Source organism: Arthrobacter sp. 7Tela_A1 (assembly GCF_049311065.1).
GTDB lineage: Bacteria > Actinomycetota > Actinomycetes > Actinomycetales > Micrococcaceae > Arthrobacter_B.
This window is the reverse complement of sequence record NZ_JAXIOO010000003.1, coordinates 78,167-101,380: the sequence shown is the minus strand read 5'-3', so window position 1 is coordinate 101,380 and position 23,214 is coordinate 78,167. Positions and strand designations below refer to the sequence as shown.

Sequence of the window (23,214 nt, the reverse complement as noted above, 5' to 3'; positions counted from 1 at the left end):
GGTACTCTTGAACCGTGATCGATGTTAATGAGCTGCGAGAAAACCCTGACAAGTTCCGAGCTTCCCAACGGGCACGGCTGGCTGAACCCGAGCTGGTGGACGCGATCATTTCCGCAGACGCCCGCCGGCGCGAGGCGCGGACCCGCTACGAGACGCTGCGGGCCGAGCAGAATGCGTTCGGCAAGCGCGTAGCCCAGGCCAAGGGCGATGAGAAGCAGGCCCTCCTCGCCGAGGTCAAGGAGTTGGCTGCAGCCGTCAAGGCTGCCGGAACCGAGGCAGACGCCGTCCAGGCAGAGCAGGAGGCTCTGGTCCGGCGCGTCGCGAACGTCGTTGAAGACGGCGTTCCCGCAGGCGGTGAAGACGACTTCACCGTCCTCAAGACCGTTGGTACGCCCCGCGACTTTGCGGCGGAAGGCTTCACTCCCCGCGACCACCTCGAACTCGGTGAGCTCCTGGGCGCGATTGACATGGAGCGCGGCGCCAAGGTTTCCGGATCCCGGTTCTACTTCCTGCGCGGTGTCGGTGCCCGGCTGGAACTGGGCCTGCTCCAGATGGCCATGGACCAGGCAGTGAAAGCCGGCTTCGTGCCGATGATCACGCCGACGCTGGTGCGCCCGGAAACGATGCAGGGCACAGGCTTTGACGTGGCCCACGACGCCGAGATCTACCGGCTCGCCGAGGATGACCTGTACCTGGTGGGCACCTCCGAGGTTCCGCTGGCCGGCTACCATGCCGACGAGATCATGGACCTCACGGGTGGTCCGGTGCGTTACGCCGGCTGGTCCTCCTGCTACCGCCGCGAAGCCGGTTCCCACGGCAAGGACACCCGGGGAATCATCCGAGTGCACCAGTTCAACAAGGTGGAAATGTTCGCCTACACCAGCGTCGAGGATGCAGCCGCAGAACACCAACGGCTGCTGGCCTGGGAAGAGGAAATGCTCGCCAAGGTGGAGCTGCCCTACCGCGTCATCGAAACGGCCGCCGGAGACCTGGGCATGTCCGCCGCCCGCAAGTACGACTGCGAAGCCTGGGTGCCCACCCAGAACGCCTACCGCGAACTGACCTCCACATCGAACTGCACCACGTTCCAGGCCAGGCGCCTGAACATCCGCGAACGCCAGGACGGCAAGACCCGCGCCGTGGCCACGCTGAACGGCACGCTGGCCACCACCCGCTGGATCGTCGCAATCCTCGAACACCACCAGAATCCGGACGGTTCGGTCAACGTGCCGGCGGCACTCCAGCCCTACATGGGCGGCTTGGAAGTTCTTCCGGTCCTCTGATCCGGACCGGTCCCCCGCAGCCGCATTCTGTGCAGCGGCGGGGGACAGGTAACGGTTCACCGGCGGTTCACCCGGAGTGTGAACCGCGTCCTACCGCTATTTACCTGCGTCTGTTTATATAAGTCGATGACAACTCTCACCTCCGCCGGCATCGAAGACCGGTTCAACTCAGACAGCAAACACCTCGTCGCACTGGACGTTGACGGCACGCTAGTCGACCACGACGGCCACATGTCCCCCAATGTGCGCGCAGCAGCCCGGGACGCCGTCGACGCGGGACACCATTTGGTGATTTCCACGGGCCGTTCCTTCGGAGCCGCCCTGCCCGTCCTCGAAAGCATCGGGCTCACTGAGGGTTTCAGCGTCTGTTCCAACGGCGGCGTAACCCTGCAGCTGGATCCTGAGCACCCCGAAGGCTACGAGATCGTGGACCGCGTCGTCTTTGATCCGAGCCCCGCCCTGGATGCCCTTCGGGTCAAGTTGCCCACGGCCAAGTTCGCGCTGGAAGACCATGAGGGGCGCTTCCTCTCAACTGAACGTTTCCAGGACGCCAGCTTTGGCGTCGAAGCCCAGGCCGTCGATTTCGACTACATGCGTGAGTGCCGTGCAGTGCGCGTGGTGGTCTTCAGCACGGACAGCACGGCCGAGGAATTCGGGGAGGCTGTCGAGGCAATCGGCCTGCACGGCGTCACGTACTCCGTCGGCTGGACCGCGTGGCTCGACATCGCCGCCGCAGGCGTCACCAAGGCATCTGCGCTGGAACAGGTCCGGCGCCGTCTGGACATCGATCCGCGGAATACCGTCGCCGTAGCCGCCGGCCGCAACGACATCGAAATGCTCGGCTGGGCCGCACGAGGCGTTGCCATGGGGCAGTCCCCCCGGGAAGTGCTCGCTGCGGCTTCAGAAACCACGGGGTCCGTCTACGAGGACGGTGCCGCGGCAGTCCTCCGCAGCCTGCTCGCCTCGCGCTGACCTGCGCCGGAAGCCTGCTCGCCGCGCGCTCTGCTCAGCGCAGATAGGGAAGCGGCGCCGGCGGCAGGGACGCGGGCCCGGCAGCCAGGTCCAGCAGGCGGGCAGCAGCCGGACGGGTTGCCCACTCCTCGACCCAGTGCGCGCGCACCACTGCCTTGCTGACGGCCTGTGCGCTGATGCCCAGCACTTCGGCCACGTATTTCTGCTGTCCCCGGGCTCCGGGGGTCAGCAGGTCCAGGACGTTCCATTCCGCGGTGGTGCGGCTGGCCACCAGCTGCCCCAGCAAGCGCAGGACAGCCTCCGCTTCGGCCGCAATTTGGGTATCAGGTCCTTCAACGGCCAGCGGTATGCGGTCCCCGGTACGTTGCGCCCGTTCCACGGCGCGCCTGGCGTAGACCAGCCCGAATCCTTCAGCCTGGAGCACATCCTGCGGCAGGGGGCGGCGGATTTCGCCAATGCCGAGGCCCACGTGCCAGCGCCGGGCCCGCACGGCAATCAGGGCGGCGTCCACCGCAGCAGCGGGGTCAGCCAGGATCCCCTGGAGCTCATCCCCGACGGAGCGCTGGAATCCAACGGCAGCAGGGATGTGCCGCAGGGAGCGCAGCAGCTCCGGAACCTGGTCGCCCACCTCGCGGGAGTCCCGCTGGTTGATGGTCAGCACAAAATGCATGGCCTCAGCATGCCAGAGCAATTCCCGAAACAACCGCTATGGGTTGATCGGGCGTGCCGCGCCCAGATAGCAGAAACTGCACGTACCAGCGCTGGTACGTGCAGTTTCTGTCATCTCGTTGAGGGGTGAGGAGGTCCCTAGTTGTTTTCGGGGTTCGCGTTGACGTCGCGGCCCTGCGGCTCGTCCTCTTCGCTGGCCTCGCCCTGCGCCTTGAAGCGCTCGAGGGAAGCTTCGACCTCTGCTTCGGCGGCTTCGCGGCCTTCCCAGTCAGCGGCCTCTACCCACTTGCCCGGCTCAAGGTCCTTGTACTTAGTGAAGAAGTGCTTGATTTCGTCCAGCAGGAAATCCGACACGTCGGAGATGTCCTGGATGTGGTCGAAGCGCGGGTCCACGGGAACGCAGAGGACCTTGGCGTCTCCGCCGCCGTCGTCCACCATGTTGAAGACGCCGATCGGGCGGGATTCAACCAGCACACCCGGGATCAGGTCGAAGTCCTGGAGCATGACCATGGCGTCCAGCGGATCGCCGTCCTCGCCCAGGGTGTTTTCGAAGTAGCCGTAGTGGGTCGGGTACTGCATGGAGGTGAACAGTACGCGGTCCAGGCGCAGGCGGTGCGTCTCGTGGTCAATTTCGTACTTGACGCGGGATCCCTTGGGGATCTCGATCGTTACGTCGAGTTTCATATATCGGCTCCTTGAAAACGGCCCGGGCGGACCGCAAACGGACAGACGGTTTAGTGCACTTTAGTGCGCAGATGGACAATGGGCGCAGCCGGAATTCCCCGTCCATTTGGGAATGTCCGTTTGGCTCACCGCGCCGGTCTAGTGTTAAAGATATATGTCCGCAGGCGTTACCGGGTCCGCACCGGTGCTGGAAGCCTCGCAGACGGCCGCCGCTGGGGCGGGACCTGAGGCATCAGGGAAGCGACGAAACAGAAGATGGTGGCCCTTGGCGAGGATGTTCTCCGGGTTGGCGCTGGCGCTGGCCTTTGCCGTCCTGCTGGTGCCCCTGGCTGTCTACGCCGGTCCGCCCCTGCTCCGCGCGCTGGACGGTTCCGCTGTCGAACGCCAGAGCGTTACTCCTTCCTACCAGCGTCCCCCCGCAGCGCTGACGGAGAACCCCTTCGTCAGTCCGCTCGACCCTGCCGCCCCGGTTCCGGATCCGGAGGTCCTGGCCGGCCTGCTCGACGCCGAGCTTGCCCTGGAAGGGGCCGGATCGTTTTCCGCCGTAGTCACTGATGCCCTCACCGGGCGGGTCCTGTACGAGCGCAATCCGGCTGTGGCCGGGATGCCGGCGTCGACCTTGAAAGTCCTGACCGCGGCTGCCGTAGCCTCGGCCCTGGAACCCGGGTCACGCTTTGAAACCACCGTCCACGCGGCGCCGGCAGCCGCGGGAGAAACCACCGTGGTGCTTAAGGGCGGCGGAGACGTGCTGCTGGGCACGGGAGAGTCCCAGGACGATGCCGTCGTCGGCCGGGCCGGACTGGCAACGCTGGCCCAGTCTGCCGCCAAGGCCCTGGGTTCCAACGCCGGGACGGTCCGGGTCCAGGTCGATGATTCCTTCTTCAGCGGGCCCGTTCTCTCCTCCGCTTGGAACGAAGCAGACATCAAAGCGGGGGAGATTGCTCCGGTCTACCCGCTGGCAGTGAACTCCGCCTGGACGGATGAATCCCGGCAAGGCGGGCCGCGTACCGAGGACGCGGCGCTGGCTGCGGCGGAAGCGTTCCGGAACGCCCTGGCCCAGGCCGGAGAGAAAGCCGGCTTCAGTGTGGCCGACGGCGTTGAACGGGGAACCGTTGCGGCCGGAGCGCGCCGGCTTGCCGTCGTTGAGTCAGCCACGGTCTCCGAACAGATCCAGCAGATGCTGATGGTTTCGGACAACTATCTTGCAGAGGCCCTGGCCCGCTCGGCCGCTGCGGCAACGGGGCACGAGCCGTCGTTTGAAGGGGCCCTGGACACTGTGGCTGACCAGGCATCAGCCCTGGGGATTGACACCGCAGGAATGGTGCTGGCGGACGTATCCGGACTCGCCGCCGAAAACGCGTTGACCGCGCGGCAGCTCGCGGACGCCGTCCGGCTGGTCCTCACCTCCAGCGACGAGGGGCTGCGTGCGGTTGCCCGCGGCCTGCCGGTCGCCGGGCTAAGCGGTACCTTGGAGCGGCGGTATGACGACGGCGGCGCAGCAGCAGGTTTGGTCCGGGCGAAGACCGGAACACTGTTTGCCGTCACCGCGCTGAACGGATACGTCACCGATGCCGATGGCCGGCTCCTGGCGTTCGCGCTGGTGGCGCGGGGACTTGACGGAAACACGCTCGAGGCACGGGAAGCAGTCGACGCCGCTGCAGCGGTCCTGGCGGGCTGCGGCTGCCGCTGAACACCCGCACAATTGGAACCGGGCGGAACACTTTGAGCTGCGCCTGTGATCGAATGGTGCCATGGAAAGCAACCAGCAGCACCTGAGTGCCGCAACCGCCAGCCGTTTGGTGAACTGGGACTTTGCAGCTGCCACAGCCGCTGCCCTGGTGGCCCCCGGACCCAAGATGAGCCGCCGCGAAATCCAGGCCGCCGTCGCCGACCTTCGCCGCCTCGCGGATGAATCCGTGGCCCACGTCCACCGGATTACGGGCCTGGACGCTGCGGAGGACCTGCGTGACTCCCAGGTCCTGATTGTCGACCGTGCGTCCTGGGCCAAAGCGAACTCACAGAGTTTCGCCGCCCTGATGAACCCCATGCTGCAGCACCTGGCCCAGACGCGCCCCGAAGCAGTCAACGCCACGAACACCGCCGTCGCCGGCACGCTGACAGGTGCCGAACTCGGTGCCGTGCTGGCCTTCCTGGCCAGCAAGGTCCTGGGCCAGTACGATCCCTTCGCAGCGCTGGCAGCGGATAACCCTGCCAAGACCGGCGGCCGGCTGCTCCTGGTGGCTCCGAACATCATCAGTACCGAGCAGGAACTGAATGTTGAACCCCGGGACTTCCGGCTCTGGGTCTGCCTCCACGAACAGACCCACCGGGTCCAGTTCGCTGCGGCCCCGTGGCTGCGCGACCACATGCTGGACCAGATCCGGCAGCTGAGCAACGGACTGATGGACAAGGCGCAGGGCCTGCCGGAGCGGATCAACCAACTGGCCAAGCAGCTTTCCGCAGCTGCCGGAACGGGGAAGGCCGTGGAATCTGCCGACGGTGTTCCCGCACGGCAGCTGGACGTGCTGACATTGCTGCAGGATCCGGAAGACAAGGCCCGGCTCTCCCACATCACCGCTGTCATGAGCCTGCTGGAAGGCCACGCCAACGTGGTGATGGACGCCGTCGACTCCAGCATCATCCCGAGCGTGAAAACCATCCGCCGCCGCTTCAATGACCGCGGTGCCAACCGTGGTTGGCTGGACAAATTCTTCCGCCGGGTCATGGGGCTGGACGCCAAGATGCGCCAGTACGCCGACGGATCCAAGTTTGTCCGGTCGGTGGTGGACAAAGCCGGCATGCAGGGCTTCAACCGGGTCTGGGAACGCGCGGAGAACCTCCCCACCGAAGCGGAGATCCACAACCCGGATCTCTGGATCCAGCGGATGGGGCTGTAATCCGCACGTGAATGATCCCCAAACGCATCCCCTCGTTCCCGCAGTACGCGCCCGTAAGCGGCTGAACCCCACGCTGGGCAAGGCCCGGGCCATGCTGCGGGAGTTCCTGCTCGACGCCGGCCTCGCCCCCGGCGGCGAGGCACCGCCCGTGCTCCTGGTCGCCTGCAGCGGCGGTCCGGACTCCCTGGCCCTCGCCGAGACGGCGTCCTTCTTCAACCGGCGCGGGGACTATCGGGTCGGGGCCGCCGTCGTTGACCACGGGCTTCAGCCCGGATCTGCCGAAGTTGCCGCGGAAGCTGTCGGGAAGCTGCGTGCCATGAGACTGCACCCGGTCACGATCCACAGTGTCCGGGTTCCCGAATCCGGCATGGGGCCCGAGGCTGCTGCGCGCAGCGTCCGGTACGAGGCACTTGATGCCGCCGCCGAGGCGGCCGGGGCCGACGCCGTCCTGCTCGGCCATACTTTGGACGACCAGGCCGAGCAGGTGCTCCTTGGCCTGGCACGCGGATCCGGGACCAGGTCCCTCGCCGGCATTCCGCCCCGCCGCGGACGTTACCTCCGTCCGTTCCTGGGCCTGCGCCGGGATGAGGTCGAAGAGATCTGCGCCGCCCGGGAATTGGACCCCTGGCACGATCCGACCAATGCGGACCCTGCCTACGCGAGGTCCCGGGTGAGGACCGAGGTGCTTCCGTTCCTGGAACAGGCGCTCGGGCCGGGCATAGCGGAAGCGCTGTACCGCAGTTCCCGGATCTTGGCCCAGGACGCCGATTTCCTCGACGGGCAGGCGGCAGAAACCTATGCGCGGCTGCGCAGCGAAGCGCCGGATTCCGGCAACCCGGATGAGATCCTGCTCTCGGAAAACGGACTTCGGGTGCTGCCCCCGGCACTGAGGCAGCGCGTGCTGGCCCTGGCCGCCGCGGAACTCGGAGCAGCCCGTCCCAGCTGGGAAAGGGTGCGCGCAGTGGAGGCACTGCTGCGCCGTGAGGGCTCGGCCGGGCCTGTCCAGCTGGCGGGTAAGGTCAGCGCCTACCGCCAGGTGCGCGGGAAGCCGGTTCCCCAAGGTGCCTCAAGCTATGGCAATCTAGTTTTTAGGAAAAAGAGCAGCGCCTAAGACCAGCTGCAACATCTCGTACCCGGGAGTCATTTCGTGGATTCACACGACGTCCAGTCAGACCTCAAACACGTTCTTTACACCAGGGAACAGATTGCCGAGCGGATCAAGGAGCTGGCGGCGGAGATCGACCGCGATTACGCCGGACGCGATGTCCTCCTGGTTGGTGTCCTGAAGGGCGCCGTGATGGTCATGGCGGACCTCTCCCGCGCCCTGCACAGCCACGTCTCCATGGACTGGATGGCAGTTTCCTCCTACGGCTCCGGCACCCAGTCCTCCGGCGTCGTCCGGATCCTGAAGGACCTGGAAACCGACCTGCTGGGCAAGCACGTCCTCATCGTCGAAGACATCATCGATTCCGGCCTGACGCTGTCCTGGCTGCGGACCAACCTGCAGTCCCGCGGACCGGCCAGCGTGGAAATCTGCACCCTGCTGCGCAAGCCCGATGCTGCCAAGGTCGAAATCGACGTGAAGTACGTCGGCTACGAGATCCCGAACGAATTCGTGGTTGGCTACGGCTTGGACTTCGCTGAAAAGTACCGCAACCTGGACTTCATCGGCACCCTGGCTCCGCACGTCTACGAGTAACCGGCACCAGGTGCCCTGACCCGCCGCCCCTGGTGCCGGTACCCCTTTGGGGGCGGCGCAGCGGGGACGGCGGGTTTTTCGTTCCCGCCGGCATGAGCGGAATCACGGCCGGCGGCTACGCCCTGAGGGAACTAAAGCAGCTTTCCGACCGTGTCTTTTGGGGAGACGGTGTATAGCTAGACATTGCTGCAACCATCAAGACGGTGCCGGCGCAGCAAATTCTCGCGCAAGACAAGCGTTGTTGATCAGGAGGGACGGGGCTCTGGCCCTGACGACGAATGAAATCTAAGAACTTCTTCAAGGGACCGATCATTTGGATCGTGCTGGCTCTTGCCGCACTGCTGATCATCCTTCCCAACCTTGCCCCCTCCGGCGCTTCCCAGGTTGACACGAATGTAGGCCTGCAGCTGCTGGCCGACAACAAGGTGGAACAGGCAAAGATCTACGACGGCGAGCAGCGCGTGGACCTTACCCTTCGCCAGCCCTACGAAGACAAGGGCGAAAACGTCCAGTTCTTCTTCGGTACGGCCCGCGGCGAGGACATCGTCAAGGCGGTGAACGACTCCGACGTGGACGGCTTCACCGACCAGCCGGTCCAGACCAACTGGTTCACCAGCTTCCTCGGCCTCTTCCTGCCCATCATCATCCTCGGCGTCATCTTCTGGTTCCTGCTCACCCGCATGCAGGGCGGCGGCTCCAAGGTCATGCAGTTCGGCAAGTCCAAGGCCAAGCTGACCAACAAGGACATGCCCCAGGTGACCTTCGCCGACGTCGCCGGGGCAGATGAAGCCGTGGAGGAACTCCACGAAATCAAGGAGTTCCTGAAGGAACCCGCAAAGTTCCAGGCCGTGGGGGCGAAGATCCCCAAGGGTGTCCTGCTCTACGGCCCTCCCGGCACCGGCAAGACGCTGCTGGCCCGCGCCGTAGCCGGCGAGGCCGGTGTTCCGTTCTACTCGATCTCCGGTTCGGACTTCGTGGAAATGTTCGTCGGCGTGGGCGCCTCCCGCGTCCGCGACCTCTTCGAACAGGCCAAGAACAACGCACCGGCGATCATTTTCGTTGATGAGATCGACGCCGTCGGACGTCACCGCGGTGCCGGCGTGGGCGGCGGAAACGATGAACGCGAGCAGACGCTGAACCAGCTCCTGGTGGAGATGGACGGCTTTGACGGCAATACCAACGTCATCCTGATCGCTGCCACCAACCGCCCGGACGTCCTGGACCCCGCGCTGCTGCGCCCGGGCCGCTTCGACCGGCAGATCGGCGTGGAGGCTCCGGACATGCAGGGCCGCCTGCGGATCCTTCAGGTCCATGCGAAGGGCAAGCCCATGGCACCGGGCGTCGACCTGGAAACCGTGGCGAAGAAGACCCCGGGTTTCACCGGTGCAGACCTTGCCAATGTGCTCAACGAGGCTGCCCTGCTCACCGCGCGCTCCAATGCGCAGTTGATCGACGACCGCGCTTTGGACGAGGCAATCGACCGGGTCATCGCCGGACCGCAGAAGCGCAGCCGCGTCATGAAGGAACTCGAGCGCAAGATCACGGCGTACCACGAAGGCGGACACGCCCTGGTAGCCGCGGCGCTGCGGAATACCGACCCGGTCACCAAAGTGACCATCCTGCCGCGCGGCCGGGCGCTGGGCTACACCATGGTGCTGCCGCAGGATGACAAGTACTCGATCACCCGGAACGAGCTGCTGGACCAGCTGGCCTACGCAATGGGCGGACGCGTGGCCGAGGAAATCGTGTTCCACGATCCCTCCACCGGTGCGTCCAACGACATCGAGAAAGCCACCTCCACCGCCCGCAAGATGGTCACGCAGTACGGCATGAGCGAGCGGATTGGCTCCGTGAAGCTTGGCTCCGGCGGCGGCGAACCGTTCCTGGGCCGGGACATGGGCCAGGAACGCAACTACTCCGACCAGGTTGCCTATGTGGTGGATGAGGAAGTCCGCCGCCTGCTGGATAACGCCCATGACGAGGCGTACCAGATCCTGACGGAGAACCGCGACGTGCTGGACCGCCTGGCGCTGGAGCTGCTCGAGCGCGAGACCCTGAACCAGGCCGAGATCGCGGAGGTCTTCAAGGACGTCCGCAAGCGTGACCTCCGGGAAGTCTGGCTCTCCAAGCCCACCCGTCCGGTGCATGACATTCCCCCGGTGGTCTCCCCCCGCGAACGGGCCCAGGCAGCGGCCGCCGGCGAACCCGACCCGGACACGGTGGCCCCGCAGGACCAGATTGCGGACGCTGAGATTCCGCAGGACTTCGATGTTTCCGCGAACGGGCTTCCCGAACCCGAAAACAGCGGGCGGGGCAGCCACAGCGGTTCCTCCAACCGCAGCGAATAGCGCAAGACCTGACGGCCGGGGCACCTGCTCCGGCCGTCAGGGTACCTTCAGCGTCCACGGTAGGATCGAGCAGTGACGGATTTCGACGACGAACTGACTTTGGCCGAGCTGAACGAGGCCGCCTCAGAAGTGGACCAGCCCCGCATTGAGCGGGCGGTGCGCGAAATTCTCCTTGCCATTGGAGAGGATCCTGACCGCGACGGCCTCAAGCAGACACCGTCCCGGGTGGCCAAGTCCTACGCGGAGATCTTCGCCGGACTCCACCAGAGCCCTTCTGACCTGCTCGCCACCACTTTCGACCTTGACCATGAGGAAATGGTGCTGGTCAAGGACATCCCGTTCTACTCCACCTGTGAGCATCACCTGGTTCCCTTCCACGGTTCTGCGCACATCGGCTACATCCCGTCCCACGACGGCAAAGTCACGGGGCTGAGCAAGCTCGCCCGGCTGGTGGACGTCTACGCCCGGCGCCCGCAGGTCCAGGAGCGTCTCACCACCCAGATTGTTGACGCCCTGATGGACAACCTGCAGCCCGTCGGAGCGATCGTCGTCATTGAATGTGAACACCTGTGCATGTCCATGCGCGGAGTGCGGAAGCCGGGGGCCAAAACGGTAACCTCGGCCGTGCGCGGCCAGCTGCGCGAGACCGCCACGCGTGCTGAAGCAATGAGCCTGATACTCGGACGATAGGACGACTCCATGGATTCGCTAGCTGCCACTCCCGGAACCGGGCCTGCCACCAACCCGCTGCCGGTGATTCGCCCCGCTGCCAAGCAGCGCCGCTTTGAGGATCTGCCCACGGGACGGACCCTGGTGATGGGGATCCTGAACGTGACCCCGGATTCCTTCAGCGACGGCGGAGACCATGCCACCACTGACGCGGCGATCCGCGCGGGACTCAAAATGCACTACGACGGCGCTGACATCATCGACATCGGCGGCGAATCCACCCGTCCGGATGCCGAGCGGATCAGCCCCGAGGAAGAACAGCGGCGGATCCTGCCCGTTGTGCAGGCGCTGGTGAAAGCCGGAGCGCTGATCAGCGTCGACACCATGAACGCCTCCACCGCAGCCAAGGCCATTGAAGCCGGCGCCGGACTGATCAACGATGTTTCCGGACTGCAGCTTGACCCGGCGATGCCCGAACTGATTGCGCGCACCAAGGTTCCCTACGTCCTGATGCACAGCCGCGGAAGCGTCCGCAGCCAGGATCCGAAGGCGGACTACGACGACGTGGTGGAGGACGTCATCGCTGAGCTCACCGCGCTGCGCGACACGTTCTACAACGCCGGTGTCACCCCGGAGCAGATCATCCTGGATCCGGGACTTGGCTTCGCAAAGAACGCCGAACACGACTGGGCACTGCTGCGCAACGTTGACCGCTTCACGGTCCTGGGCCACCGTGTGCTCATCGGAGCCTCGCGCAAGCGCTTCCTGGGCTCCCTGCTGACGACGGCAGGCAAAGCCGCGAAGCCGGCCGAGCGGGACAACGCCACCCTGGCAACCACTGCCCTGGCCGCGAGCCAGGGTGTCTGGGCAGTCCGGGTCCACGACGTCGCAGCCAATGCTGATGCCGTCAAAGTCGCCGCAGCCTGGCAGGGTTGACCCGTGGCCGACGCGCTCCGCGACCGGATCAGGCTCACCGGACTGAAAGCCACGGGCTACCACGGAGTATTCGACCACGAACGGCGCGACGGCCAGGAGTTCACCGTTGACCTGGTGCTGCACACGGATCTTCGTCCGGCGGCCGCCGCGGACGACCTCACCCTGACAGCGCACTACGGCGAACTGGCGGAGCAGGTCTGCGCCATCATTGCCTCAGATCCGGTAAACCTGATCGAGACGCTGGCTGAACGCATCGCAACCCACGTCCTGGACGCCTTTCCGATGATCGACGCCGTGGACGTTACGGTCCACAAGCCCCACGCTCCCATTCCGGTTCCCTTTGGCGACGTCGAGATCCTGATCCACCGGGAACGGGCATGAGCGCAGCAGTGCGGACCGTCCTGGCGCTGGGCAGCAACCTGGGCGAATCCCGCACCACCCTGTCCGACGCCGTCGCCGCCCTTGCGGACCATCCGGCCATGAAGCTTGTGGCGGTTTCCCCCGTGGCGCGCACCAAGCCGGTGGGTGGACCCGAGCAGCCCGACTACCTGAACCTTGTCGCCGACTTCGAAACAACGCTGGACCCGCACCAGCTCCTTGAGCACTGCCACCAGGTGGAAAACCTTCACCAGCGCACCCGTGAGGTGCGCTGGGGTCCCCGGACGCTCGACGTCGACATCATCACCTACGGCACCGAACATGTGAACGATGAGGACCTGGTGATTCCGCACCCGAGGGCGGCGGAACGGGCTTTTGTGCTGCAGCCGTGGGCCTGGATGGATCCGGGTGCGGTGCTGGAAGGGGAACCGGTGGCAGAATTGGCCAGCCGGGCGCAGGACCATTCCGGAGTAGAGCTTTTCGAGGGGGAGTGAACCCAAACGTGAGGACCATTCGGTACCGCTGGCTGGCAGTCGTAGCGGTGGTCTGTGGAATCGCCGGCTGGCAGGTCAACGCCTGGACCACGCGCAACGGTTTCCCGTCACCGGTCCTGGGCTTTTCCGCCCTGCTCACACTGGCATTCATCGTGGGATTCACGCTCTTCCTGGGGCTGCGGGTGCGGCGCTGGCGGGACGGTGACCGTGAGAAGCCCCTCGACCCCATAGCCGCAGCCCGCACGCTCGTGCTGGCGCAGGCCACGGCTTATGCCGGAGCATTGCTGCTGGGATGGCACGGGGGAATCTTCCTGGACCAGCTTGGCCTCTGGGAAATGCGGCCAAACCACGGGCCCACGTGGGCTTCGCTTGCCATGTCCGTCGGTGGGATGATCATGATCGCCACCGGACTGGTGGTTGAACGGTTCTGCAAATTGCCGCCCGAGGACAAGGACGGCCGAGAAGACAACATGCCTGACGGCGGGGGAGAGTATGCCTAGCCAAGCCATCGATCCGCAGGGTCTGCAGTGGCAGCGGGTATCCCCGCGCTACCTCACCCTGCGCCTGGTCTCCCTGGCAATAGAAGCCGTCATCACCCTGGCCGTGTTCAGCGTGCCCCTGGTTCTGCGCAGCCTGGACATCTGGGGCGGCTTCCCTGCCTGGATCGCCTGGGGACTCCCTGCCGTGTTCCTGGCCGGCTTTGTGTGGCGCGGCGTCCTGCTGCCCCGCCAGGTCCGCGCCATTGGGTACGCAGAACGGAACGAGGACCTGCTGCTGCGCTCCGGAATCTTCTTCCAGCGCACCCTGGTGGTGCCTTATGGGCGGATGCAGTACGTCGACGTCGCCGTGGGACCCCTCGAGCGGCTCTTTGGGCTCTGCACGCTGAAGCTGCACACTGCGTCCACGGGCACCAACGCCACCATCCCCGGCATCCCCGGCCCTGAAGGCGCCCGGCTGCGCGAGCACCTCTCCGCGCGCGGCGAGGCCCAGCTGGCGGGACTGTGACCACCCCGGAAGACCCCGGCGCTCCGGACGGCCAGGAGCAGCCTCCTGCTGGCCCCGGGACCGAATGGAAGCGGGTCCATCCGGTCTCGCCGCTGGTCCGCGGGTGGATCGCGCTGGCGGCCATTGCCTATTTCGTGGGCCGTGACCAGGTCGAAGGACTGTTCCTGCGGGAGGAGTCCTCCGGCCCGCTGCCCCCGGGAACGCCCCTTCTCTGGGGGGTGCTGGCCCTCATCGCCGTCCTGGTGGTTATTTCGGTCGTCTTTTTCCTCTCCTGGTGGTTCACCCGCTATCAGGTCACGGCCGAACATGTGCGGGTCAGGTCCGGCGTGCTCTTCCGCCAGCACCGGCAGGCCCGCCTGGACCGGGTGCAGGCCATCGACATCAACCAGCCGCTGCTTGCCCGGCTTTTCGGGCTTGCGGAACTCCGGTTCGAGGTTGCGGACGCCGGCGAGTCCGCCGTCCGGCTGGCCTTCCTCCGCCTGGACGACGCCCGCTCCCTGCGGGCAACCATCCTTGACCGTGCGTCCGGCGCCGAACCTTCCGCAGCCGCGCCCGGGGAGCCCGGGGAGCCCGGCGCGCCCTCGGAAGCTCCGGAACAGCCGGTTCTGGCGCTGACCCCGGGCCGGGTTATCGGCGCCACGCTCCTGTCCGGAAATACCGTCTTCCTGCTCATCGCGGCCGCGGCCATAGCCGGCATCACTGCCGTGACCGGGGAAGGGATTTCCCTGGCGGCCCTCATCCCGGTGGGGCTGGGCGTCGCGGGCGGCTACTGGTCGACGCTGAGCGGCGCCTGGAACTTCCGCGCCGCGATCTCCCGGGATGGAGTCCGGATTCGCTCCGGACTCCTGGATACCCGTACCCAGACTGTTCCGCCGGGACGCATCCAGGCGGTGGCCGTCACCCAGCCGCTGCTCTGGCGCCTGACCGGTTGGTACCGGATCTCGGTTAACGTGGCCGGATACGGCGTCGCAGCAGGAAACGACGCCGCCCGGACGCGCCTCCTGCCGGTGGGAACCCTCGATGAAACGCTTCGAATCCTCGCCCTGGTGCTGCCGAACCCCGGCACCGCGGACCCGGTGGGACTCTTCACCGCCGGGATCCAAGGCAGCGGGGAGGACCACGGCTTCACGGTTTCACCCCGCCGTGCCCGCTGGGTTGCGCCCCTGCAGTGGCGGCGCAGCGGCTATGCCCTGACCGGGACAGCCCTGCTCAGCCGAAGGGGGCGGCTGTGGCGCAGCCTCGCCGTCGTGCCGCATGAACGCATCCAGTCCATGGCACTGGAACAGGGCCCGCTGGCCCGGAAACTGCGGATCGCAGACCTGCGCCTGCATTCGACCCCCGGGCCCGTGTCCCCGCGGATCCGCCAGCTGGAGGACTCCGTGCTGCTGGAGCTCTTCAGTGAGCAGTCCGTACGGGCAGCCGATGCCCGCCGCCGGGACCGCACCGAACGCTGGCTGCACCGCGAAACGGCAACCGGACCGGCAGTGCCCGGGACCGGGCTGCCGAAACCGGCGGCACCGGCAGAAGCAGCGCAACCTGGCGAGGCAGCGCAGCCCGCACCACAGATGGAGGAAAACTGGAATGAACACCGCTGATCAGCGCCGGCGCGGACGGCTGGGAATCGGCGTGATCGGCGCAGGCAAGGTCGGCGCCGTCCTGGGAGCCGCGCTGCGGGCCGCCGAGCACGCCATAGTAGGCGTTTCGGCCGTTTCCGATGCGAGCAGGGAACGGGCGGAGAACCTTCTGCCGGGTGTTCCCGTCCTGGAGATTCCAGACATTGTCGAGCGCGCGGAACTCGTGCTGCTTGCCGTGCCCGACGACGCCCTGGAGCCGCTGGTCTCGGGCCTCGCCGCAACAGGTGCCTGGCAGGCAGGCCAACTCGTGGCACACACGTCCGGACGCTTCGGCACGGCAGTCCTGGAACCGGCGCGGCGGGCGGGTGCGATTCCGCTGGCGATCCACCCGGCCATGACGTTCACCGGCATGAGCCTGGACCTCTCCCGCCTGGCGGACTGCTCCTTCGGCGTGACGGCCCCGACCGCCGTCCTGCCCATCGCCCAGGCCCTTGTCGTGGAAATGGGTGCCGAGCCCGTGGTTATCGATGAAGCCGACAGGGTGCAGTACCACGCAGCCCTGGCCCACGCCTCGAACCATCTGGTGACGATTGCCGCGCAGTCCTCGGAACTCCTGCGCGGCCTCGGCGTGGAACAGCCCGAACGGCTGCTCGGACCGCTGATGCGCGCATCGCTGGAGAACGCGCTGGCGTCTGGAGAGCATGCGCTGACAGGTCCCGTAGCCCGGGGAGACACCGGAACAGTCGCCGCGCACTCCGCTGCCCTGCGCTCCGGCGGTGCTCCGGACCTTGTCGCGGCGTACCAGGCGCTCTCCACCGCGACAGCCCGGCGGGCAGTTGCCCGCGGACTTCTTACCGAGGCCCAGGGAGAGGCCATCATAGAAGTATTGAAATCCCAACCCGAAGGACCCCGGTGAACCACCCCCGGCTGGCAACAACCCCAGCAGAGCTCAGCAAGGCAATCACGGAACTCCTCGAGGCGACCGGCAAGGACCGGCCCGCGCTCGGACTGGTTCCCACCATGGGAGCCCTGCACCAGGGCCACGCGGCCCTGGCACAGGCCGCCCGCGCAGACAATGACGTCGTCGTCGCCAGCGTCTTCGTGAACCCGCTCCAGTTTGACGATCCCGATGACCTGGCCCGCTACCCCAGAACCCTGGAAGCGGACCTCGCGCTGCTGGGGGAGGCGGGCGTGGACATCGTCTTCGCGCCGGCGGAAGAAACCATGTACCCCGGAGGTGCGCCCCTGGTCCGGGTCAGCTCCGGCGACCTGGGAAACCGGTTTGAAGGAGCCTTCCGGCCCGGCCATTTCGACGGCGTCCTCACCGTCGTCGCAAAACTGCTGCACTGCGCCCAGCCGGCGGTCCCAGCAGAGTACCGGGCCTACTTCGGGCAGAAGGACGCTCAGCAGGTGGCCCTCATCCGGCGCATGGTTGCTGATTTGAACTTCCCGGTGCAGGTCTTTCCCGTGCCGATTGTCCGGGCCGAAGGCGGCCTGGCCGAGTCCAGCCGCAACGTCTTCCTGGACCCGGAACAGCGCAAAGACGCCCTGGTGCTTTCGCAGGCGCTCTTCCAGCTGCAGGAACGCGCAGCCGCGGGCCGGCCGCTGGACCTGCCTGCCGCCGTCGAACTCATCACATCGCGCAGCGGCGTCGAACTCGACTATTTCGAGGTCGTGGATCCGCTGACCCTGGCAGCACTGCCCGCCGGTCCCTCCGACACCCTTTCCGGCCCGGCGCTGGCGCTCGTCGCGGCGCGGGTGGGCAGTATCCGCCTGATCGACAACGCGGAACTTAGCGGCTAGGGACCGGTGCTGCCCGCTCCGGGTCCGGCGCACGTGCACGGCTGGGTAGACTTAAGGACCGTGACCTCCTCTAATCCCGTTCCCGAAGCAGCAGACACCTCCGAGCAGATGCGCATCCGCGCTGAAAAGCGCGCCAAGCTGCTCGAGCGCGGTGACGAAGCCTATCCCGTAGGAGTCGCACGCACGCACTCGCTGCGCGAGGTCCGGGAAAAGTTCGGGCACCTGCAGGCAGACGAGGCCAGCGGCGAAACCGTCGGTGTCTCCGGCCGTGTGGTGTTCATCCGCAACACCGGAAAACTGTGCTTCGCCACCCTTCAGGAAGGCGACGGCACGCGCCTGCAGGCCATGCTCTCGCTGGCCTCGATCGGCGAAGAAGCCCTGGCTGACTGGAAAGCCACCGTGGACCTCGGAGACCATGTCTTCATCCACGGCGAAGTGATTTCTTCCCGCCGCGGTGAGCTGTCTGTGATGGCGGACTCCTGGTCCATGGCCTCCAAGGCCCTCCGGCCGCTCCCGGTGCTGCACGCCGGCCTGAACGAGGAAACCCGTGTCCGCCAGCGGTACGTGGACCTGATGGTCCGGGACGAAGCCCGGGACATGGTCTACAAGCGGGCAGCGATCATCCGTGCCGTCCGCGACACGCTGCATGACCACGGCTACGTCGAGGTCGAAACCCCGATGCTCCAGCTCATCCACGGCGGCGCCGCCGCGAGGCCGTTTGAAACGCACCTCAACGCGTTCGATCAGCCGATGACCCTGCGCATCGCCACCGAGCTTTACCTCAAGCGCGCCGTAGTCGGCGGCATCGAGCGCGTTTACGAGCTGGGCCGGATCTTCCGCAACGAAGGCGTCGATTCCACGCACAGCCCCGAGTTCACGACCCTGGAGTGCTACGAGGCCTACGCCGACCAGTACGTGATGGCGGACCGGATCAAGGAGATCATCCTTAACGCCGCGGATGCCGCCGGAAGCCGGCAGATCGAGACTGCCGAAGGCGTGATCGACCTGGATGGTGAGTGGCGCTGGCTCTCCGTCTACCCCGGCCTGTCCGAGGCCGTGGGGGAGGAGATCACTCCGGACACCGACGCAGCGGCCCTGCGCCGCATCGCCGAAGAGCGCGGCGTGAAGGTCGATCCCAAGTGGGACGCCGAGAAGCTGGTCATCGAGCTCTTTGGTGAAATCGTCGAGCCCACACTGCTGCAGCCGACTTTTGTGTACGACTATCCTCCCTCGGCTCAGCCGCTGGCCCGCCCGCACCGGGAGGATCCCCGCCTGATCGAAGCCTGGGACTTGATCATCGGAGGTATGGAGCGGGGAACTGCCTTCTCCGAGCTGATCGACCCGGTCATCCAGCGTGAGCGCCTGACTGAACAGTCACGCCGTGCCGCTGCCGGGGATGATGAGGCCATGGCACTGGACGAGGACTTTCTCCGTGCGCTGGAGTACGGCGCTCCGCCCATGGGCGGCATCGGCCTGGGCATCGACCGCTTGGTGATGCTTTTCACGAACGCAGGAATCAGGGAAACAATTCTGTTTCCCCTGCTCAAGCCGGAAATGGGTTAGAAGATGGAATACGTCGAAGTCCTGCTGCCGTCTATTTGTGTTGCAGCTCTCTTTTATTTCGTCATGAAGGCAGTACTGAACGCCGACCGTTCCGAGAGAAAAGCACTCGCCGAAGCGGAACGCGAGGCCGAACGGGCCAAGTTGGCAGCGGAACCCAAGAATGATGCTGCCGGCGGAGCAGATAAACAATAAAAGTAAAAAAATTACCTCCCCTGCTTTGACGAGTCATTGCCAATTGCGTCATACTCGAAAGCGGTCCCGTTATTTTAACGACATTCGCCGCTTGTACTGCATAGGAGCCTGACATGGCGCAAAAGGTAAAAATCATTCTGGTTGATGATGTTGACGGTGGAAGTGCGGATGAAACCGTGCGTTTCGGCCTGGATGGGTCACAGTACGAGATTGACCTCTCAACTGACAATGCGAAGAACCTGCGGGCGGCGTTGAAGCCTTATGTGGATGCCGGACGCAAGACCGGAGGACGCACCGGCCGTCCCCGCGGCACCGGCGCATCACGGAGCAACGAAGCTGCGCAGATCCGCGAATGGGCCCGCAGCAACGGCTACACCGTTTCGGAGCGGGGCCGCGTCAACAGCGAGATCATCGAGGCTTACCGCGCAGCCCAGGGCTAACTGCCCCCAAGAGGTCACGCCCATGGCGAACACGGCCCTTAACCCGGGCCGTGCGCCGTAGCATCGAATTACGCGTTAGCTAGGAGTGTGCCTCATGTTTGAAAGATTTACCGACCGTGCCCGTCGCGTTGTCGTGCTTGCCCAAGAAGAGGCACGCATGCTCAACCACAACTACATCGGGACCGAGCACATCCTGCTTGGGCTCATTCATGAGGGCGAAGGCGTAGCCGCTAAGGCCCTTGAATCCCTGAGTATCTCCCTGGGTGCTGTCCGCGAACAGGTGCAGGAGATCATCGGCCAGGGCCAGCAGGCTCCGTCCGGCCACATCCCCTTCACCCCGCGGGCCAAGAAGGTCCTTGAGCTCTCGCTGCGGGAAGCCCTGCAGCTTGGGCACAACTACATTGGCACCGAGCACATCCTGCTCGGCCTCATCCGTGAAGGCGAAGGCGTTGCGGCGCAGGTCCTCGTCAAGCTTGGCGCCGACCTGAACCGCGTCCGCCAGCAGGTCATCCAGCTGCTCTCCGGCTACCAGGGCAAGGAACCGGTCTCGGCCGGCGGCCAGCAGGCCGAAGGCCAGCCGGCGGGTTCAGTGGTCCTGGACCAGTTCGGACGGAACCTCACCCAGGCAGCGCGTGAAGGAAAGCTTGACCCGGTCATCGGGCGCGAGCACGAGATGGAACGGGTAATGCAGGTGCTTTCGCGCCGCACCAAGAACAACCCCGTCCTGATCGGCGAGCCGGGCGTCGGCAAGACGGCCGTCGTCGAAGGCCTCGCGCAGTCGATCGTCCGCGGCGATGTCCCTGAGACCATCAAGGACAAGCAGCTCTACACCCTGGACCTCGGTTCACTGGTGGCCGGCTCCCGTTACCGCGGTGACTTCGAGGAACGCCTGAAGAAGGTCCTCAAGGAAATCCGCACCCGCGGCGACATCATCCTCTTCATCGATGAGATCCACACCCTGGTGGGCGCAGGTGCCGCAGAAGGCGCCATCGACGCAGCCTCGATCCTGAAGCCGATGCTGGCCCGCGGTGAGCTGCAGACCATTGGTGCCACCACGCTCGACGAGTACCGCAAGCACATCGAGAAGGATGCAGCGCTTGAGCGCCGCTTCCAGCCGATCCAGGTCAACGAGCCATCTGTTGCCCACGCGATCGAAATCCTCAAGGGCCTGCGGGACCGCTACGAAGCCCACCACCGCGTCTCCATCACGGATGCCGCACTGGCTTCGGCAGCGACCCTCGCCGAACGCTACATCAGTGACCGCTTCCTGCCGGACAAGGCCATCGACCTGATCGATGAGGCCGGCGCCCGGCTGCGTATCCGCCGTATGACGGCTCCGCCGGAGCTGAAGGAAATCGACGAGCGCATCTCCGCCCTGAAGATGGAGAAGGAATCCGCGATCGACGCGCAGGACTTCGAAGGCGCTGCCTCGCTGCGGGACAAGGAGCAGAAGCTCCAGGACCAGCGTGCAGAGAAGGAACGCCAGTGGAAGTCCGGCGGCCTGGATGACATTGCCGAGGTCGACGAGGAACTGATCGCAGAGGTTCTCGCCAACTCGACCGGCATCCCCGTGGTGAAGCTGAACGAAGAAGAATCCACGCGGCTGCTCAAGATGGAAGATGAGCTGCACAAGCGGGTCATCGGCCAGGACCAGGCCATCAAGTCGATCTCGCAGGCCATGCGCCGTACGCGTGCCGGCCTGAAGGATCCGAAGCGCCCGGGCGGCTCGTTCATCTTCGCCGGTCCCACCGGCGTCGGTAAGACCGAGCTGGCCAAGGCACTGGCTGAGTTCCTCTTCGGAGACGAAGAAGCACTCATCACGCTGGATATGTCCGAGTACTCCGAGAAGCACACGGTCTCGCGACTGTTCGGTGCACCTCCCGGATACGTCGGCTACGAAGAAGGCGGACAGCTGACCGAAAAGGTACGCCGCCGTCCGTTCTCCGTGGTCTTGTTCGACGAGGTTGAGAAGGCCCACGCCGATCTCTTCAACTCGCTGCTGCAGATCCTGGAAGACGGCCGCCTGACCGACTCGCAGGGCCGGGTGGTGGACTTCAAGAACACCATCATCATCATGACGACCAACCTTGGCACCAAGGACATCTCCAAGGGCGTCATGACCGGCTTCCAGTCCGGCACCGACACGAAGACCGGCTACGACCGGATGCGTGCCCGGGTTACGGAAGAGCTGCGCCAGCACTTCCGCCCCGAGTTCCTCAACCGTGTTGATGACACCGTCGTGTTCCCGCAGCTGACCCAGGAAGAGATCGTCCAGATCGTGGACCTGTTCCTGGAGCGCCTGGGCAAGCGCCTGGCAGAAAAGGGCATGAGCATCGAGCTCACCCCGGCAGCCAAGGTCCTGCTCGCAACGCGCGGCTACGATCCGGCGATGGGTGCCCGGCCGCTGCGCCGCACCATGCAGCGCGAGATTGAGGACCAGCTCTCGGAGAAGATCCTCTTTGGTGACCTGAAGCCCGGCGAACTGGTTTCGGTCGACGTGGAAGGCGAGGGAGACGAAGCAACGTTCACCTTCACCGGACATGGTGCGCCCCGTGCCATCGAAGAAGCCCCCTCGGCAATTGAAGCCGGTGTGGGCGACGCAGGCACCGCAAACTAAGGCACTAAAGCGAAGAAGCCCCCGGGATTCCCGGGGGCTTTTTTGTGTCTTCCTCACTGCCCGCCGGCAAAAGAGCCCGAAGCAGAAGTCCTAGACTGAACCAATGACGCTTACCTCACAGACAGCACAGGTCACCGTCCGCCGCGCCCGCACCTCCGACGTCGGGAAGATCCGCGAATTGGTGGCGCCGCTGGCTGAGGAGCGGGTGCTGGTCGCGAAAGAGGCGGTCGCGTACTACGAGGGGCTCCAGGAATTCCGGATCGCGGAGGACGCTGCAGGCAACGTGGTGGGCTGTGGTGCCCTGCATGTGATGTGGGAGGATCTGGCCGAGGTTCGGACGCTGGCAACGCACCGCGACTGGCGGGGGCGCGGGGTCGGGCACATCCTTCTTGAGCAGCTGCTTTTGGACGCCGCGGAAATTGGGGTCACACGGGTTTTCTGCCTCACCTTTGAAGTTGACTTCTTTAAGCGCCACGGCTTTGTCGTGATGGAAAACCAGTCCGCGGTGGATCCTGAGGTGTATTCGGAACTCCTGCGCTCCCATGACGAAGGCGTGGCTGAATTCCTTGACCTGGCCCGGGTGAAGCCGAATACCCTCGGTAACACGCGCATGATCCGCACTGTTCGCGCATAGAAGAACCGGACGGGATAACTGGCCGCCCTGCCCTGGAACCGCTAAGCTAAGCATACTTAGCATCACAAATGCAGGCGGTAGTTTCCTTACCAGGAATGGCGGCTTGCCGATCAGAAAGCGGGTACCTCTTATGGGCGCAGACGACAAGATGCAGAACAAGGGCGAAGAAATCGGCGGCAAGGTCAAGGAAGGCCTCGGCAAGGTCACCGGCGACCGCGGAATGGAGGCTGAAGGTCAGGGAGACCAGACCAAGGCAAACATGAAGCAGGCCGGCGAACACGTCAAGGATGCTTTCAAGGGCAAATAGTCCGCTCGGGATAACCTCCCGCATTACGCTCCCGGTCGCTGTTGTCGCTG

24 protein-coding genes are annotated in these 23,214 nt (G+C 65.4%); 22 read left to right on the top strand and 2 right to left on the bottom strand.

What is annotated here, in order from left to right; all coding sequences use genetic code 11:
- The first annotated feature begins 14 nt into the window (after positions 1–14).
- Both serS and TVB01_RS02180 read left to right on the top strand, forming a co-directional pair.
- Positions 15–1,283, top strand: a complete 1,269-nt coding sequence (gene serS / locus TVB01_RS02185) for a serine--tRNA ligase (RefSeq protein ID WP_422453746.1) — start codon at positions 15–17, stop codon at positions 1,281–1,283.
- A gap of 126 nt (positions 1,284–1,409) precedes the next feature.
- Positions 1,410–2,255, top strand: a complete 846-nt coding sequence (locus TVB01_RS02180; protein WP_422453745.1) for an HAD family hydrolase — start codon at positions 1,410–1,412, stop codon at positions 2,253–2,255.
- A gap of 34 nt (positions 2,256–2,289) precedes the next feature.
- Here the strand turns inward: TVB01_RS02180 and TVB01_RS02175 are convergent, their stop codons facing one another.
- The gene (locus TVB01_RS02175; protein WP_422453743.1) at positions 2,290–2,925 is read right to left on the bottom strand and encodes a hypothetical protein; all 636 of its coding nucleotides are present in this window, start codon (positions 2,923–2,925) and stop codon (positions 2,290–2,292) included.
- 137 nt (positions 2,926–3,062) lie between these two features.
- The gene (locus tag TVB01_RS02170; protein WP_422453741.1) at positions 3,063–3,608 is read right to left on the bottom strand and encodes an inorganic diphosphatase; all 546 of its coding nucleotides are present in this window, start codon (positions 3,606–3,608) and stop codon (positions 3,063–3,065) included.
- A gap of 274 nt (positions 3,609–3,882) precedes the next feature.
- On the opposite strand from TVB01_RS02170, the gene dacB reads away from it, so the two are divergent.
- The 20 genes from dacB to TVB01_RS02070 all read left to right on the top strand — a co-directional run bounded on the left by dacB (position 3,883) and on the right by TVB01_RS02070 (position 23,164).
- On the top strand, positions 3,883–5,298 hold the full coding sequence (gene dacB, locus TVB01_RS02165) for a D-alanyl-D-alanine carboxypeptidase/D-alanyl-D-alanine endopeptidase (RefSeq protein WP_422453841.1): 1,416 nt from the start codon (positions 3,883–3,885) through the stop codon (positions 5,296–5,298).
- Between the two features lie 61 nt (positions 5,299–5,359).
- Entirely contained in the window at positions 5,360–6,505 is a 1,146-nt protein-coding gene (locus tag TVB01_RS02160; protein ID WP_422453739.1) for a zinc-dependent metalloprotease, read from the top strand.
- Between the two features lie 91 nt (positions 6,506–6,596).
- Complete coding sequence (gene tilS / locus TVB01_RS02155) at positions 6,597–7,616, top strand: tRNA lysidine(34) synthetase TilS (RefSeq protein WP_422453839.1); 1,020 nt, start codon at positions 6,597–6,599, stop codon at positions 7,614–7,616.
- A gap of 36 nt (positions 7,617–7,652) precedes the next feature.
- Positions 7,653–8,204, top strand: coding sequence for a hypoxanthine phosphoribosyltransferase (hpt, locus tag TVB01_RS02150; RefSeq protein ID WP_422453738.1), 552 nt, complete (start codon positions 7,653–7,655; stop codon positions 8,202–8,204).
- A 278-nt stretch (positions 8,205–8,482) separates the two neighbouring features.
- Complete coding sequence (ftsH, locus tag TVB01_RS02145) at positions 8,483–10,552, top strand: ATP-dependent zinc metalloprotease FtsH (RefSeq protein WP_422453736.1); 2,070 nt, start codon at positions 8,483–8,485, stop codon at positions 10,550–10,552.
- Positions 10,553–10,624: 72 nt separating this feature from the next.
- Positions 10,625–11,242, top strand: a complete 618-nt coding sequence (folE, locus tag TVB01_RS02140; RefSeq protein WP_422453734.1) for a GTP cyclohydrolase I FolE — start codon at positions 10,625–10,627, stop codon at positions 11,240–11,242.
- A 9-nt stretch (positions 11,243–11,251) separates the two neighbouring features.
- Positions 11,252–12,157, top strand: coding sequence for a dihydropteroate synthase (folP, locus tag TVB01_RS02135; protein WP_422453732.1), 906 nt, complete (start codon positions 11,252–11,254; stop codon positions 12,155–12,157).
- A 3-nt stretch (positions 12,158–12,160) separates the two neighbouring features.
- Entirely contained in the window at positions 12,161–12,538 is a 378-nt protein-coding gene (gene folB / locus TVB01_RS02130; RefSeq protein ID WP_422453730.1) for a dihydroneopterin aldolase, read from the top strand.
- On the top strand, positions 12,535–13,029 hold the full coding sequence (gene folK, locus TVB01_RS02125; RefSeq protein WP_422453729.1) for a 2-amino-4-hydroxy-6-hydroxymethyldihydropteridine diphosphokinase: 495 nt from the start codon (positions 12,535–12,537) through the stop codon (positions 13,027–13,029). The genes folB and folK overlap by 4 nt, the downstream gene beginning before the upstream one ends.
- Before the next feature lie 8 nt (positions 13,030–13,037).
- Positions 13,038–13,529 (top strand): DUF3180 domain-containing protein, encoded by a 492-nt coding sequence (locus tag TVB01_RS02120; RefSeq protein WP_422453728.1) that lies wholly within the window; start codon positions 13,038–13,040, stop codon positions 13,527–13,529.
- On the top strand, positions 13,522–14,034 hold the full coding sequence (locus TVB01_RS02115) for a PH domain-containing protein (protein WP_422453727.1): 513 nt from the start codon (positions 13,522–13,524) through the stop codon (positions 14,032–14,034). The genes TVB01_RS02120 and TVB01_RS02115 overlap by 8 nt, the downstream gene beginning before the upstream one ends.
- Positions 14,031–15,629 (top strand): PH domain-containing protein, encoded by a 1,599-nt coding sequence (locus TVB01_RS02110; protein ID WP_422453726.1) that lies wholly within the window; start codon positions 14,031–14,033, stop codon positions 15,627–15,629. Before TVB01_RS02115 ends, TVB01_RS02110 begins: the two co-directional genes overlap by 4 nt.
- A complete protein-coding gene (locus tag TVB01_RS02105) occupies positions 15,616–16,524 on the top strand; it encodes a Rossmann-like and DUF2520 domain-containing protein (RefSeq protein WP_422453724.1) in 909 nt (302 codons plus the stop codon). Before TVB01_RS02110 ends, TVB01_RS02105 begins: the two co-directional genes overlap by 14 nt.
- Positions 16,521–17,411, top strand: coding sequence for a pantoate--beta-alanine ligase (gene panC / locus TVB01_RS02100; RefSeq protein ID WP_422453723.1), 891 nt, complete (start codon positions 16,521–16,523; stop codon positions 17,409–17,411). Before TVB01_RS02105 ends, panC begins: the two co-directional genes overlap by 4 nt.
- A gap of 108 nt (positions 17,412–17,519) precedes the next feature.
- Entirely contained in the window at positions 17,520–18,974 is a 1,455-nt protein-coding gene (gene lysS / locus TVB01_RS02095; protein WP_422453837.1) for a lysine--tRNA ligase, read from the top strand.
- Positions 18,975–18,977: 3 nt separating this feature from the next.
- Positions 18,978–19,166 (top strand): hypothetical protein, encoded by a 189-nt coding sequence (locus tag TVB01_RS02090; RefSeq protein ID WP_422453722.1) that lies wholly within the window; start codon positions 18,978–18,980, stop codon positions 19,164–19,166.
- Positions 19,167–19,279: 113 nt separating this feature from the next.
- Positions 19,280–19,606 (top strand): histone-like nucleoid-structuring protein Lsr2, encoded by a 327-nt coding sequence (locus tag TVB01_RS02085; protein ID WP_227896521.1) that lies wholly within the window; start codon positions 19,280–19,282, stop codon positions 19,604–19,606.
- 94 nt (positions 19,607–19,700) lie between these two features.
- On the top strand, positions 19,701–22,223 hold the full coding sequence (locus TVB01_RS02080) for an ATP-dependent Clp protease ATP-binding subunit (RefSeq protein WP_422453720.1): 2,523 nt from the start codon (positions 19,701–19,703) through the stop codon (positions 22,221–22,223).
- Between the two features lie 103 nt (positions 22,224–22,326).
- A complete protein-coding gene (locus tag TVB01_RS02075; protein ID WP_422453718.1) occupies positions 22,327–22,857 on the top strand; it encodes an amino-acid N-acetyltransferase in 531 nt (176 codons plus the stop codon).
- 103 nt (positions 22,858–22,960) lie between these two features.
- Positions 22,961–23,164: a CsbD family protein gene (locus tag TVB01_RS02070; RefSeq protein ID WP_422453717.1), complete on the top strand. Its 204-nt coding sequence runs from the start codon at positions 22,961–22,963 to the stop codon at positions 23,162–23,164.
- Positions 23,165–23,214 lie beyond the last annotated feature (50 nt).